This window comes from Pseudoalteromonas sp. R3 (assembly GCF_004014715.1).
Classification (GTDB): domain Bacteria; phylum Pseudomonadota; class Gammaproteobacteria; order Enterobacterales; family Alteromonadaceae; genus Pseudoalteromonas.
The window spans coordinates 937,288-950,482 of the sequence record NZ_CP034835.1 but is presented as its reverse complement, the minus strand read 5'-3'; the positions used below and the strand labels follow the sequence as shown (position 1 = coordinate 950,482).

The window sequence follows — 13,195 nt, the reverse complement described above, 5'->3', positions numbered from 1 at the left end:
TAGCACCTTGAATACTATTCAAATGCTAGTGGGCCTGGCTAATCCAGGCCCCGAATACGCAAACACCCGTCACAATGCCGGTGCCTGGTTTATCGAAGAACTGGCCAAGCGCTACAACGTCCCCCTCAAAACTGACTCAAAACACCATGGCCTTAGTGGCAAGCTTATTCTGAACAATCAGGAATTTAAGCTACTGATCCCAACCACCTTTATGAACCTAAGCGGTAAAGCCGTAGGTAGCCTGGCAAACTTCTATAAGATCCCGCCAGAGCAGATCCTGGTTGCACATGATGAGATGGATATGGAACCTGGTGTCGCCAAACTCAAAAAAGGCGGCGGTCACGGTGGGCACAATGGTCTCAAAGACATTATCGCCAAGCTGGGCAATAACAAAGAGTTTATGCGCCTGCGTATTGGTATTGGCCACCCTGGACACAGAGACAAAGTAACAGGCTGGGTGCTGGGCAAAGCCCCTCAGGCAGATCAGGAAAAAATCGATGCTGTGGTAGATGAAGCCGTGCGTTGTATGGAAATTCTGGCCAAAGACGGTGTGTTAAAAGCACAAAATAGACTACATTCTTTTAAGCCGTAACACCGACTCTCCAGTCCCGTTACAGCTGTGATTGATGGCAAACTAAAGGTTTTAAACTATGGGTTTTAAATGTGGCATTGTTGGCCTGCCTAACGTAGGTAAGTCAACCCTATTCAATGCATTAACCAAAGCGGGCATCGAAGCCGCGAACTTCCCTTTTTGTACTATCGAGCCAAACACCGGCGTAGTTGCCGTTCCGGATCCGCGTCTGGACCAATTGGCTGCGATCGTTAATCCACAAAAAACCATCGCAACCACGATGGAGTTTGTTGATATCGCAGGCCTGGTAAAGGGCGCATCTAAAGGTGAAGGTCTGGGTAACCAGTTCTTAGCAAACATTCGCGAAACAGATGCCATTGGTCATGTTGTTCGCTGCTTTGAAGATGAAAACATCGTCCACGTATCTGGTCAGGTAAACCCGGCAGACGATATTGATGTTATCAACACTGAGCTGGTTTTAGCAGATATGGAAGCGGCCGACCGCGCAGCACAACGTAATGCTAAAAAAGCCAAAGGTGGCGATAAAGACGCTAAATTCCAAAACGAAGTACTGGAAAAGGTCAAAGCACACCTGGATGAAGGGTTAACACTGCGCTCATTAGAGCTGACAAAAGAAGAGTTAGCTGCGATTAAGCCGCTTAACTTCTTAACGATTAAGCCGACCATGTACATCGCAAACGTGACTGAGGATGGTTTCGAAAATAATCCATTCTTAGACCAGGTACGTGAGATTGCCGCAGCTGAAGAAGCGGTTGTGATCCCGGTCTGTGCTGCAATTGAATCTGAACTGTCTGAACTTGAAGAAGAAGACAAGCTAGAGTTCATGGCTGACCTTGGTCTGGAAGAGCCAGGGCTTAACCTGGTGATCCGTGGCGGTTACGAGCTACTGAAGCTACAAACCTACTTTACAGCAGGTGTTAAAGAAGTACGCGCATGGACTATTCCTGTTGGTGCCACTGCGCCACAGGCAGCGGGTAAGATCCACACCGACTTTGAGCGTGGCTTTATTCGTGCACAAACCATTGGTTTTAATGACTACATTGAATACCAAGGTGAAAGCGGTGCTAAAGACGCAGGTAAAATGCGCCAGGAAGGTAAAGATTACATTGTAAAAGACGGCGATGTGATGAACTTCTTGTTCAATGTCTAAGTAACTGCATTCAATATTGACCAAGTTTATTGGTCTAACAAAAAGCGCCTGATGGCGCTTTTTTTGTCTTTCTCTTACACTGTATGAAGAATTATTGGCTGAATTGCGCTAAAAACAGCCCGCTTCGCTTAATTTATCTGCAAACAAACTGTGTTAGGTATTTTTTTGCAAAAAAGGTGTTGACGACATACGGGCATATACGCATAATACGCCCCGCATCAGCGATGATGAGAAATTAAAGAGATGGCTATGTAGCTCAGCTGGTTAGAGCACATCACTCATAATGATGGGGTCCCCTGTTCAAATCAGGGCATAGCCACCATGCTTTAATTACTACCAAAACTCATCGAGCTAGCAAAACGCGGAAGTGGCGGAATTGGCCAGATGTCTAGAAATAGACGCTGGATTTATGTTCCAATATAGAAGCAAAAGATGTGCGGAAGTGGCGGAATTGGTAGACGCGCTGGATTTAGGTTCCAGTATCTTCGGATGTGAGAGTTCAAGTCTCTCCTTCCGCACCATGTTCTTTTAAGTCAGAACTAAAACAGATTTAGTTTCGTTGGAGTATCGCCAAGCGGTAAGGCAGCGGGTTTTGATCCCGCCATTCCCAGGTTCAAATCCTGGTACTCCAGCCAATGGCTATGTAGCTCAGCTGGTTAGAGCACATCACTCATAATGATGGGGTCCCCTGTTCAAATCAGGGCATAGCCACCACGTTGCGGAAGTGGCGGAATTGGTAGACGCGCTGGATTTAGGTTCCAGTATCTTCGGATGTGAGAGTTCAAGTCTCTCCTTCCGCACCATGTTCTCGATAAGAACTAAAATAATCAACTTTTCGTTGGAGTATCGCCAAGCGGTAAGGCAGCGGGTTTTGATCCCGCCATTCCCAGGTTCAAATCCTGGTACTCCAGCCATCTCTTATGAGATAAAAATGCGGAAGTGGCGGAATTGGTAGACGCGCTGGATTTAGGTTCCAGTATCTTCGGATGTGAGAGTTCAAGTCTCTCCTTCCGCACCATGTTCTTAAAGTTTGAACTGAAACAACTTTGAATAACTTTGTTGGAGTATCGCCAAGCGGTAAGGCAGCGGGTTTTGATCCCGCCATTCCCAGGTTCAAATCCTGGTACTCCAGCCATCTCTTCTTTGAGAGATACAATTTGATGCGGAAGTAGCGGAATTGGCCAGATGTCTTGAATTAGACGCTGGATTTAGGTTCCAATATCAAAGCGAAAAAACATGCGGAAGTGGCGGAATTGGTAGACGCGCTGGATTTAGGTTCCAGTATCTTAGGATGTGAGAGTTCAAGTCTCTCCTTCCGCACCATGTTCTTCAAGTTAGAACTAAAACTCTTGATTACGCTTTTTATTTCTGTAATATCAAGCGTTAAGAAGAAGGATATTATCTCTTTGATTTATCTGGATTCAAGATTTGAATTATTGCTGGAGTATCGCCAAGCGGTAAGGCAGCGGGTTTTGATCCCGCCATTCCCAGGTTCAAATCCTGGTACTCCAGCCATCTCATCACGAGATGAAAATTTAGTTAGATATACGATGCGGAAGTAGCGGAATTGGGTGTTGTCGAATAAGACGCAGGATTCAGGTTTCTTTTCATTGTAAAGATAGATAGTTAATGCGGAAGTGGCGGAATTGGTAGACGCGCAGGATTCAGGTTTCTGTAACTTCGGTTGTGAGAGTTCAAGTCTCTCTTTCCGCACCATCTAACTCTTATCTTGAAACTTTTCTTCTTTTAAAGAATTAAATACTCAATGCAGAATTGGCTGTTTTCTAACAGATTCAGGTTTCTTTTCCATTGATGAACTAAATATACGATGCGGAAGTGGCGGAATTGGTAGACGCGCTGGATTTAGGTTCCAGTATCTTCGGATGTGAGAGTTCAAGTCTCTCCTTCCGCACCATTTAGTTATTAAATCTTCTCCCTTATAGTCATAATTCTCTATTCTCTTAATTTTTCTTACTGTTCTATTAATCCGATTTAATTAACCTTGTTGTCATCACATATCATGAATGACGTCTAAACGACGCCACCCATAGCATGTTTCAATACTTCACGTTTAATTGGACCAGCATGATTAGCCACTTTTAACACCAGGTTGCGTAAATGCTTTAATGGTGCAATTTCGTTAGAGAAGCCAAAGTAGCAGGCGTCCATCATGCTCATCATCATCAGATTATCGTTACGACGGCTCTGCTCATAGCGACGCAGCAAGGTGGCGTTACCAATGTCCTCAGCGCCTTCAAGTGCGTTTGCCAACGCAGCCACATCTTTGAACCCTAAATTAACGCCCTGCCCTGCCAGCGGGTTAATGGTATGTGCTGAGTCGCCAATCAGGACGACACGCCCCTGATGGTATTGATTGGCATGTTGTCTGGCCAGCGGAAATACCGCGCTTTGTAACACCTCAAATTCACCGGGTAAATCGAAGAAGTGATTTTGTATCTCCTGCTTTAACTGTGTATTAGATAACGTCTTCATCTGCGCCAGCTCATTGCCATGGTGATACCAAATAAGATTGGCATACGGGTATTGCATGGGCAAAAAGGCAATCGGCCCGGACGACTTAAACTGCTGCCAGGTTTTTACCTGCTGCGGCGCATCCAGTTTGATCAGCACACCCATACAATGCTGCTGATATTGCCAACCGGTCACCCCAATGCCGGCCAGTTTGCGTACTACAGAGCGTCCGCCGTCAGCAGCCAAGAGTAAATCGGCCTGATAACTTTGCTCCGGGTAAATCAACTCAACCGAATCAGTATTTTGCTTGATTGCCTGCGGCGTACCAGAAACCTGTTCGACCTGAATGCCAAGGCGTTCGAACTGTGCCCATAAACTGGCCTGAATAAGACGGTTTTCAACAATGTGGCCTAAATGCGTTGCAGCCAGCTCCTCGCAATCAAATAGCAGGCTGTTATTTTCCTGCTCATACGCTTCGAGCTGCTGATACGGTGCCAGTCTGGCATTGCGAAGCAACGGCATTGCCTGGAGTTCATCCAGCAAAGCTTCTGAGAAGCGATTAATGGCTGAAACCCTAATATCTATGGTCTCGTCCGTTAGAGCCTGCATGGCATCCAATGGATGCGTTTCGAGCACAATGACTGTCAGGCCTTGCTGCGCGAGCTTAACGGCCGCTGCTGCGCCCACCATGCCACCGCCTACTATCAGCACTTTGTTTTTCATACCCTTTTTCCTTAGTTCTGCTTGCTAAGTCATATCCTGCTATTGTAACCCAATTCGCTCTGAAAGGTTCACAGCCCTGCATAGTGTAGCCGAGCAAATACAAGATGCCTTGATCTTGGTTTCTAAAGTTAAAAACTATACTTGGCTAGTGTCATTAGGTCATATAAAATACGCGTCCTTTAAACTAATTTCACGCAAGATCCTGGCAAAGATACAGGTTATGCTCTGTACTGGCACAGGTGATGAGCGGGTCGGCTTAGTGATATTAGTTGTTTTAGCGTCGCACACCGTGCTATTCACCGAGTTGAAAACGAGGCATTATTTCAATGAGTAAAAAGTTGCATATCAAAACCTGGGGCTGTCAGATGAACGAGTATGACTCCCAGAAAATGGCGGATCTGCTTGACTCCACCAACGGCTATCAGCTAACAGAAGAAGCTGAGCAAGCGGATGTGATCCTACTCAATACCTGTTCAATTCGTGAAAAAGCACAGGAAAAAGTATTCCACCAACTGGGTCGCTGGAAGCTACTCAAAGACGACAACCCGGATCTGGTGATTGGCGTCGGTGGCTGTGTAGCATCTCAGGAAGGCGACACCATTCGTCAACGTGCGCCTTTTGTTGATATCGTATTTGGCCCGCAAACTTTGCACCGTCTGCCTGAGATGATCAAACAAGTGCAGAGCAAGCAAGGCTCTGTAGTCGATATTTCATTCCCGGAAATCGAGAAGTTTGACCGCCTGCCAGAGCCAAAAGCAGAAGGTCCGAGTGCCTTTGTCTCTATTATGGAAGGCTGCTCTAAATACTGTACTTTCTGCGTTGTACCTTATACTCGTGGTGAAGAAGTAAGCCGTCCACTTGATGATGTTTTACTTGAAGTTGCCCAACTGGCAGAGCAAGGTGTGCGTGAAGTGAACCTGTTGGGTCAGAACGTAAACGCCTATCGCGGCGAAATGCACGATGGCGAAATTTGCTATTTCTCTGATCTGCTGCGCTTTGTGGCGGCCATTGATGGCATCGACCGTATTCGTTACACCACCTCGCACCCGGTTGAGTTCACACCGGACATCATCGACGCATACGCAGACGTACCAGAGCTGGTTGATCACCTGCACTTACCGGTTCAAAGTGGTTCAGACCGCATTCTGAACCTGATGAAGCGTGGCCATACGGCGCTTGAGTACAAGTCGACTATCCGCAAGCTGCGCAAGATCCGTCCGAACCTGAGCATGAGTTCTGACTTTATCATTGGCTTCCCGGGCGAAAGCAAAGCTGACTTCGAAGCAACCATGAATCTTATCAACGACATTGGCTTTGATATGAGCTTCAGCTTTATCTATTCAGCGCGTCCGGGCACGCCAGCGTCTGACTTGCCTGACGATGTCACCGAGCAGGAAAAGAAAGAGCGTTTGTACTTGCTACAAAACCGTATTAATCAAATGGCGCAGGATATCAGCCGCAAAATGCATGGCACTGAGCAGCGTATTCTGGTCGAAGGTCCGTCGAAAAAGAACCCGATGGAATTGCGTGGCCGTACCGAGAACAACCGAGTGGTGAACTTTGAAGGTCCTCACTCAGTGATCGGTCAGTTTGTTGATGTACGTATTACAGAGGCGCTGCCAAACTCGCTACGTGGTGAGCTGTTAAGGACCGAAGCAGAGATGGACTTACGCCGTGATGTGGCACCATCTGATATCTTAAATCGTGCCCCGGCAGAACCTGAAGCCAACGAACTGGGTGTAGCGACCTTTACGCCTTAGTCTTGGAATTTCGACGCCAGCTGATGCTGGCGTCTTGTTATTAGGAAGTTGTTTTGAGTAACCAAGTCAAGAATATCGAATTTTATCTGGAACCCTCCGACAATCACCGCCTATCTTCTTTATGCGGGCCTTTTGATGACAACCTGAAGCAAATAGAACGTCGTCTGGGCATAGAAATTACCCACAGAGATAACTGGTTTAAAGTCACCGGCCAGCCGGTTGTGGCAAAAGCCGCAGTCGACATCTTGAAATCTCTGTATGTCGAAACCCAGCCTGTGCGCGGTAAATTTGCGGATATTGAACCGGATCAGGTCCACCTGGCTATCACCGAAGCGAACTGCCTGGAGCAGGAAGCCCCAGATGTGTGGGAAAAAGAAGTGTTTATCAAAACACGTCGTGGTGTGGTTAAGCCTCGTAACCCCAACCAGAGCCAGTATGTGGCCAATATTCTGACCCATGACATCTGCTTTGGTATTGGCCCAGCGGGTACAGGTAAAACCTACCTGGCGGTAGCGGCAGCGGTAGATGCCCTTGAGCGTCAGGAAATTCGTCGTATTCTGCTGACTCGTCCGGCCGTTGAAGCCGGCGAAAAACTCGGTTTCTTGCCCGGTGACCTGACGCAAAAGATAGACCCTTATTTGCGCCCGCTGTACGACGCCCTGTTCGAAATGTTGGGCTTTGAAAAGGTTGAGCGTTTGATCGAAAAGAACGTGATAGAGGTTGCACCACTGGCCTACATGCGTGGGCGAACGCTGAACGACGCCTTTATTATTCTGGATGAAAGCCAGAACACCACCACAGAGCAGATGAAAATGTTCCTGACCCGGATTGGCTTTAATTCTAAAGCGGTGATCACCGGTGACATCACTCAGGTGGATTTACCACGTGGTGCGCGTTCTGGTCTGCGCCATGCCATTGATGTGTTGGGTGAAGTAGACGAGATTTCATTTAACTTCTTCAAGTCTCATGATGTAGTGCGTCACCCTGTGGTGGCACGCATTGTTGAGGCCTACGAGAAAAAAGAAGAAGCCGAGCGAAAGGAAAAGTTTAACAAACAGCAGGCAAGATTACAGGCACAGGCCAATACCGCGCCGGCTGATACACAGCCAAACGCTAACGATGAGGAGCGCTCATAATGTCGCTTGAGGTAGATCTACAGATTGCCAGTGACTTCGCCAACCTGCCCTCTGCTGAACAATTTCAGTTGTGGGCCGAAAAAGCACTCCTTGCGTATAAGGAAGAGGCCGAGGTCACCATACGAATTGCGGACGAAGCAGAAAGCCAGGAACTGAACAGCCAGTACCGTGGCAAAGACAAGCCGACCAACGTGTTGTCTTTTCCTTTTGAAGCGCCGCCTGGAATTGAGTTGCCTTTAGTTGGCGACCTAATTATTTGTCCTCAGGTGGTTTTTCGTGAGGCCGAAGAACAGGAAAAAACTTTCCATGATCATTTTGCCCACATGGTGGTACACGGGTGCTTGCATTTGTTGGGCTTTGACCATATAAATGAACAGGACGCCGATGAAATGGAAAGTCTTGAAAAAGAATTCTTAGCCGATCTGGGCATTGCTGACCCATATCGAGATGACGTTTAACCGACTGGAGTAACACACCGCAATGAGCGACGAAAACTCGCAAAGTAGTCAGGGTTCTTCGAGCAAGACCTGGCTGGGACGCATCACTCAGATGCTGCAAGGGGAACCCCAAAATAAAGAAGAGTTGGTAGAAGTAATTGCCGACGCGCAGGAACGAGCCCTGATCGACCCTGAAACCAAAGATATGATGGAAGGTGTACTCAGTGTCTCTGAACTGAAAGTCCGAGACATCATGATCCCACGTTCACAGATGGTGACGCTGGATATTGATCAGGACCTGGAGTCGCAGTTACCCGCTATGGTTGAATCGAGCCATTCGCGCTTCCCGGTCATTTGCGAAGACAAAGATCATGTCGAAGGCATTTTACTGGCCAAAGATCTGCTACCGCTGATTGTTCAGCGCGACAGTGAACTGCCAACCATCCGTGAATACTTGCGACCTGCCGTTGTGGTGCCAGAAAGCAAACGTGTTGATGCTCTGCTCAATGAGTTTCGTCAAAAACGCTATCACATGGCCATTGTCATCGATGAGTACGGCGGCGTTTCGGGCCTGGTGACCATCGAAGATATTCTGGAAACCATAGTAGGTGAAATTGAAGATGAGCACGACAACGAAGACGAACAGCAGGCCATTCGCCAGCTTTCTAAACACGTGTTCAACGTTCAGGCTTTGACCCCACTGGATGAATTCAACGACTTCTTTAAAACGGAATATGACACGCAAGAAGCTGACACCATAGGCGGGATCATCCTGCATGCTTTTGGCCATATGCCAAGCCGGGGTGAAACCATTGATATTGCACCTTTGCAGTTCAAGGTTACCAACTCGGACAATCGCCGTATTTTGCAGTTACAGGTGACCATGCCAAAAGCTGAACATGTTGAAGACGTTTTCGAATAAACTCACCACCTTACTGAAAGACAAGTTTGCGTGGCTGGCACTGCTTAGCGGTGCCTCACTGACCTTTAGTTATGCCCCTTTTGGGCTCTGGCCCCTGACTTTTTTGGCGCTCGCAGTTGGGTGTTATGTCACAGATCAGCCCACTACCCGACACGCCGCGAAATATGGCTTTTTATTTGGTTTTGGCTGGTTTGCAGCCGGAATAAGCTGGGTACATGTTTCCATCGCTCAGTTCGGGGGTTTACCCTTACCGGCCTCGCTGCTACTGATGGGCTTACTCTGTGCCTATCTGGCTATTTACCCTGCACTGGCATTTGCACTGGCGACACGTTTTTCGAATAAACCCTGGCAACGTATTGCGCTATTGTTAAGTGGCTTTGCGATATTTGAATATCTGCGTGGCACCTTACTGACGGGATTTCCGTGGCTTAGCTTTGGTTATAGCCAGACCGACGCACCGCTTAACATGCTTGCCCCCTGGATTGGCGAGTTTGGCCTGACCCTGGTGTGCGTGTTACTTGGCGCGCTGCTGTATTACCTGCTCTGGCAAAGGCGCTATCAGCTGACCATGATTGCCCTGCTGCCTGTGCTGGCACTCATCCTGTTTACACGCATAGTGGATAACCCGGTGCACTATAACGGCGAGCAAACCCGAACCTTGCTGGTTCAGGGCAATATTCAGCAAAGCCTGCGCTGGGAGCCGGAGCAGTTCTGGCCGACCATGTCAAAATACCAGGATATGACCCGCCCATTGTGGCAGCAGGCCGACTTAGTTGTCTGGCCGGAGGCTGCGATTCCTGAGCTGGAAGACTTAGCCTTCGACTTTTTGCATAATCTGGATAAAGCCGCCGCGTTTAATCAAAGCGCACTCATTACCGGCATCCCGGATTATCAATTTGATACCCGCAATGTCTATAACACTTTGATTGTGGTTGGTAAACAGCAAGCAGAGGATGAGCAAGGTCATTATCGCTATTTGCATCCCAACCGCTATCAGAAACACCAGCTATTGCCGATCGGAGAGTTTGTTCCCTTTGAAACCTGGTTGCGACCCATTGCGCCGCTGTTCAACCTGGCGATGTCGTCCTTCTCGCGAGGCGAAGCGCAGCAGCCGAACCTGATAGCCAACGGATTGCATATTTTACCTGCTATCTGCTACGAAATTGCCTTCAGCGAACTGGTGAGAAACAATTACACCAGCGAGTCGGATATGCTCTTTACCGTGAGCAACGACGCCTGGTTTGGTGATTCGCACGGCCCGCATCAGCATATGCAAATAGCCCGCATGCGTGCGCTGGAGCTACAACGTCCTCTGATCCGAGTGACCAACAATGGGATCAGTGGGATTTATGATCCACTCAGCCAGACTCAGCATACGCTCCCTCAGTTTGTTGAGGAAACGATGTTACTGGACGTAAAACTGATGAGCGGGAATAGCTGGTATAGTCAGCATGGCAATACGTGGATTTGGGTATTGTTGCTGCTTTTGACCACGCTGGTCATGCTCGAAAAGGGATTAATCAGAGTTAGATACCGGGTTGAGCGTGACTATTTATAAAAGTAGTCACGCTTTGAGCAAAGAGGTTTCCGACTAACCTTTACACACTGAAGCCCCTCTCAGATACTGCACCATGTTTGTGAGCTTTTTGCTTTAGTAAAGTGCACTATCACTTTCATTATGCCTTCATTTTTATTAAACCACTGAAAGTATTAGCATTATATTTTTGGCATAGTTCTTCCTTATTCAATAATAATGAACTCGGCAGGAATGAAAATATGCTCTATACATTTATCGACACCTTAAGTCTGATCTGGCGAATAGACTGCAGTGTATGGCCACTGCGGGACCAACAGTTTAACAGTGAGGAAAGCTAATATGGCTGCTAAACTCTCTGCCACGCACCCCAGTGTACTGCGTGCGGTGCATATGGTGCAAAGCCAGCAGCTGACCATTCATGAAGCAGCCGCACAGTTTGCCTTATCCCAGCGCACGCTTTACAGGGCACTTCGGGGTAAACAGCCCCGCACTCAGCCTCGCTATTCGCAGCTGTTACTTCAAAAGCAACAACTGGAGTCTCAGCTTCGTCAGATCCGTGAAGAACTGGCTTGTATGCAAAAGGATGGCTATGCGACTCATAATTGAACCTCTGGCACAGCTCACCATGGCGCATCAGCAAGCACTTTCATGTCAATTACAAGCTTGTGTCGCTCAGGGTGCATCCCTGGGGTTCTATCACCCTCTTTGTGACGCTGACGCGACCGATTACTGGACTCAGGTCAACACTGAGCTCACGGAGAAAAAACGCCTCTTACTAGGCGCTTACATCAATCAGCAGTTGGTTGCCTCGGTACAACTGGTCCCTTGTCAAAAACAAAATGGCCGGCATCGGGGTGAAGTCGAAAAATTACTTGTACATCCCGATTATCAACGTCAGGGTATCGCCCAAACACTGATGCAGCATCTCGAAGTTTATGCCAGTCAGCTGGGTATCAAGCTCTTAGTGTTAGATACACAAAGTGGTGATAAGTCAGAGCTGTTTTATCAGGCCGTTGGCTTTACCAAAAGCGGAGAGATCCCCCATTTTGTGAGTGATCAACAAGGCGTCCTGTATGCCACCAGCTATTATTTTAAGCTGGCTTCCCCAGGCTAATACCAATTTCACTTAATACCTGTGCTATTTGAAGGAGCAAATATGACGCTAACGGCGTTAAAAATTTCTCATTTAGAACAACTAAATAGCAAAATTTTTGCCTTGTTATCGACCCTATTTTCTCGCCTCAAAATAGAACACTTAATTAAACAAATTGGTATAACTTAATAAAGAGTAATGTACTATGAAGATATAGAAGTTTTAGTCCGGATGCAGCTCTCTTATTTCATAGCAAGTTTTGACTGTTTTCCACAGCAACGGCTTGATCAATTGAGCGTAACAATAAAGTTTTCCGCCAGCACCTTGCTTCTTTCTACTTTCAGGTCAGACGCAACAATCAACTTTTCTCCTTCTTTGGAAAGAACATAGCTGTTCCCAAACACATCGACCATACGTCCATTTATAAGCACGATCTTCTCATCACACTCGTCGTGCTTAATACGGTGATATATGACACTTTGCCAGTTGGGTTTGTTTATCAACTCCAGTTTATCAGGGTCTTGCTTCAACGCATCAGCGACATTTATTAATTGACACAGCCCGGTGATGAGCTTGTGGTGACGTGCCTCTCCTTGCCAATAATTGAACCACAACGAAAAACCCAGCATCGGCAGAATAAACAATCCCAAACAAAACCAAGTACATGCTTTCACTTTAAATAATTTCATCACTGGGCTAGTTCACCGACTCTCCATGCACGATTTGGTGTAATAAAAATAGTTTCATTTTTAGTCCTTTTTAAATGGTGGTGGTAACGGGGGAAATAAAGACACCTCCCTTTTATAACGATAGGTACCATTTGTACTGTTACGAATACTTAATACAGGGTCTATGCAGCCCAAGTATTCAATAATAAACTTAGCACCAGGTTCCAGCCTGGAGCGACAACCAACATCAAACTCCCCTTCCACCTCATAGTGCCTGCCATCTTCCAATATAGCGTTATCCCTATCCGTCAAGTTGTAAAGCAAAATGGTTTCCAATTGCCGACCACTTCTCGCCGCATCCTCGCCATAATACAGATATACGGGGTTCCTGCGCTGTGATCTCAACAGTAACCCTGTAACCTTAATGACCTTTCCATCGTAACGTTCAGGGTCAACAATAACTTTAAGTAGTGACACCTGAGTGGATTCAGACAATGCCGAAAATGATGCTACAAAGCATGCAATACAAAAACTTAATTTTACTAAATTGGACATCTTTTCGCTCCTGAAGTTGTAGTTGTTTGGCAACAAAGTCCAGATCACTGACTGGTCGGGCATAGACATTGCCAAAATTTGTTATTTTAGGAGTCATTCTGTTATAAAAAATGCGCCAACTAGCGGAGCATTTTTAAGTTAGCTCAGTAA

Annotated in this window: 12 protein-coding genes and 12 tRNA genes; 21 read left to right on the top strand and 3 right to left on the bottom strand. The window is 47.0% G+C overall.

All coding sequences use genetic code 11. The features are described from left to right. Window positions 1-7 precede the first annotated feature (7 nt). The 14 genes from pth to ELR70_RS09055 all read left to right on the top strand — a co-directional run bounded on the left by pth (window position 8) and on the right by ELR70_RS09055 (window position 3,657). Window positions 8-592: an aminoacyl-tRNA hydrolase gene (gene pth, locus ELR70_RS09120; protein ID WP_054017259.1), complete on the top strand. Its 585-nt coding sequence runs from the start codon at window positions 8-10 to the stop codon at window positions 590-592. A gap of 58 nt (window positions 593-650) precedes the next feature. Then, the gene (gene ychF, locus ELR70_RS09115) at window positions 651-1,742 is read left to right on the top strand and encodes a redox-regulated ATPase YchF (protein ID WP_054017260.1); all 1,092 of its coding nucleotides are present in this window, start codon (window positions 651-653) and stop codon (window positions 1,740-1,742) included. 245 nt (window positions 1,743-1,987) lie between these two features. Beyond that, window positions 1,988-2,064 (top strand) — tRNA-Met (locus tag ELR70_RS09110). 114 nt (window positions 2,065-2,178) lie between these two features. Beyond that, window positions 2,179-2,263 (top strand) — tRNA-Leu (locus ELR70_RS09105). Between the two features lie 39 nt (window positions 2,264-2,302). Then, a tRNA-Gln gene (locus ELR70_RS09100) sits at window positions 2,303-2,377 on the top strand. Between the two features lie 2 nt (window positions 2,378-2,379). Further along, window positions 2,380-2,456, top strand: a tRNA-Met gene (locus tag ELR70_RS09095). 4 nt (window positions 2,457-2,460) lie between these two features. Next, window positions 2,461-2,545: transfer RNA gene (locus tag ELR70_RS09090), tRNA-Leu, on the top strand. 36 nt (window positions 2,546-2,581) lie between these two features. After that, window positions 2,582-2,656, top strand: a tRNA-Gln gene (locus ELR70_RS09085). A 19-nt stretch (window positions 2,657-2,675) separates the two neighbouring features. Next, a tRNA-Leu gene (locus tag ELR70_RS09080) sits at window positions 2,676-2,760 on the top strand. Window positions 2,761-2,802: 42 nt separating this feature from the next. Then, window positions 2,803-2,877, top strand: a tRNA-Gln gene (locus ELR70_RS09075). A 103-nt stretch (window positions 2,878-2,980) separates the two neighbouring features. Then, a tRNA-Leu gene (locus ELR70_RS09070) sits at window positions 2,981-3,065 on the top strand. Between the two features lie 117 nt (window positions 3,066-3,182). After that, a tRNA-Gln gene (locus ELR70_RS09065) sits at window positions 3,183-3,257 on the top strand. A gap of 116 nt (window positions 3,258-3,373) precedes the next feature. Further along, window positions 3,374-3,458: transfer RNA gene (locus ELR70_RS09060), tRNA-Leu, on the top strand. Window positions 3,459-3,572: 114 nt separating this feature from the next. Beyond that, window positions 3,573-3,657 (top strand) — tRNA-Leu (locus tag ELR70_RS09055). A 116-nt stretch (window positions 3,658-3,773) separates the two neighbouring features. Here the strand turns inward: ELR70_RS09055 and ELR70_RS09050 are convergent. Continuing rightward, on the bottom strand, window positions 3,774-4,937 hold the full coding sequence (locus tag ELR70_RS09050; RefSeq protein WP_054017261.1) for an FAD-dependent oxidoreductase: 1,164 nt from the start codon (window positions 4,935-4,937) through the stop codon (window positions 3,774-3,776). Window positions 4,938-5,263: 326 nt separating this feature from the next. Between ELR70_RS09050 and miaB the strand changes: the two genes are divergently transcribed. From miaB to ELR70_RS09015, 7 genes are all read left to right on the top strand, one after another. Next, on the top strand, window positions 5,264-6,697 hold the full coding sequence (miaB, locus tag ELR70_RS09045; RefSeq protein WP_054017262.1) for a tRNA (N6-isopentenyl adenosine(37)-C2)-methylthiotransferase MiaB: 1,434 nt from the start codon (window positions 5,264-5,266) through the stop codon (window positions 6,695-6,697). 53 nt (window positions 6,698-6,750) lie between these two features. Then, window positions 6,751-7,833 carry a PhoH family protein gene (locus ELR70_RS09040; RefSeq protein WP_054017263.1) on the top strand — a complete coding sequence of 361 codons (1,083 nt, stop codon included), beginning with the start codon at window positions 6,751-6,753 and terminating at the stop codon, window positions 7,831-7,833. Next, window positions 7,833-8,291 (top strand): rRNA maturation RNase YbeY, encoded by a 459-nt coding sequence (gene ybeY, locus ELR70_RS09035; RefSeq protein ID WP_046002926.1) that lies wholly within the window; start codon window positions 7,833-7,835, stop codon window positions 8,289-8,291. The genes ELR70_RS09040 and ybeY overlap by 1 nt, the downstream gene beginning before the upstream one ends. A gap of 22 nt (window positions 8,292-8,313) precedes the next feature. Continuing rightward, complete coding sequence (gene corC, locus ELR70_RS09030; protein WP_054017264.1) at window positions 8,314-9,192, top strand: CNNM family magnesium/cobalt transport protein CorC; 879 nt, start codon at window positions 8,314-8,316, stop codon at window positions 9,190-9,192. Then, window positions 9,170-10,750, top strand: coding sequence for an apolipoprotein N-acyltransferase (gene lnt / locus ELR70_RS09025; protein WP_054017265.1), 1,581 nt, complete (start codon window positions 9,170-9,172; stop codon window positions 10,748-10,750). Before corC ends, lnt begins: the two co-directional genes overlap by 23 nt. Before the next feature lie 318 nt (window positions 10,751-11,068). Continuing rightward, window positions 11,069-11,335: a helix-turn-helix domain-containing protein gene (locus ELR70_RS09020; protein ID WP_054017266.1), complete on the top strand. Its 267-nt coding sequence runs from the start codon at window positions 11,069-11,071 to the stop codon at window positions 11,333-11,335. Beyond that, window positions 11,319-11,843 carry a GNAT family N-acetyltransferase gene (locus ELR70_RS09015; protein WP_054017267.1) on the top strand — a complete coding sequence of 175 codons (525 nt, stop codon included), beginning with the start codon at window positions 11,319-11,321 and terminating at the stop codon, window positions 11,841-11,843. Before ELR70_RS09020 ends, ELR70_RS09015 begins: the two co-directional genes overlap by 17 nt. A 266-nt stretch (window positions 11,844-12,109) precedes the next feature. Here the strand turns inward: ELR70_RS09015 and ELR70_RS09010 are convergent, their stop codons facing one another. Beyond that, the gene (locus tag ELR70_RS09010; protein WP_152968683.1) at window positions 12,110-12,514 is read right to left on the bottom strand and encodes a hypothetical protein; all 405 of its coding nucleotides are present in this window, start codon (window positions 12,512-12,514) and stop codon (window positions 12,110-12,112) included. A 57-nt stretch (window positions 12,515-12,571) separates the two neighbouring features. Beyond that, the gene (locus ELR70_RS09005) at window positions 12,572-13,045 is read right to left on the bottom strand and encodes a hypothetical protein (RefSeq protein ID WP_054017269.1); all 474 of its coding nucleotides are present in this window, start codon (window positions 13,043-13,045) and stop codon (window positions 12,572-12,574) included. Between the last annotated feature and the right edge of the window lie 150 nt (window positions 13,046-13,195).

Coding starts and splice junctions, on each gene's coding strand:
- lnt (WP_054017265.1), top strand. CDS start 9,170: ATGTTGAAGACGTTTTCGAATAAACTCACCACCTTACTGAAAGACAAG.
- ELR70_RS09015 (WP_054017267.1), top strand. CDS start 11,319: ATGCGACTCATAATTGAACCTCTGGCACAGCTCACCATGGCGCATCAG.
- ychF (WP_054017260.1), top strand. CDS start 651: ATGGGTTTTAAATGTGGCATTGTTGGCCTGCCTAACGTAGGTAAGTCA.
- ELR70_RS09020 (WP_054017266.1), top strand. CDS start 11,069: ATGGCTGCTAAACTCTCTGCCACGCACCCCAGTGTACTGCGTGCGGTG.
- ELR70_RS09050 (WP_054017261.1), bottom strand. CDS start 4,937: ATGAAAAACAAAGTGCTGATAGTAGGCGGTGGCATGGTGGGCGCAGCA.
- ybeY (WP_046002926.1), top strand. CDS start 7,833: ATGTCGCTTGAGGTAGATCTACAGATTGCCAGTGACTTCGCCAACCTG.
- corC (WP_054017264.1), top strand. CDS start 8,314: ATGAGCGACGAAAACTCGCAAAGTAGTCAGGGTTCTTCGAGCAAGACC.
- ELR70_RS09005 (WP_054017269.1), bottom strand. CDS start 13,045: ATGTCCAATTTAGTAAAATTAAGTTTTTGTATTGCATGCTTTGTAGCA.
- miaB (WP_054017262.1), top strand. CDS start 5,264: ATGAGTAAAAAGTTGCATATCAAAACCTGGGGCTGTCAGATGAACGAG.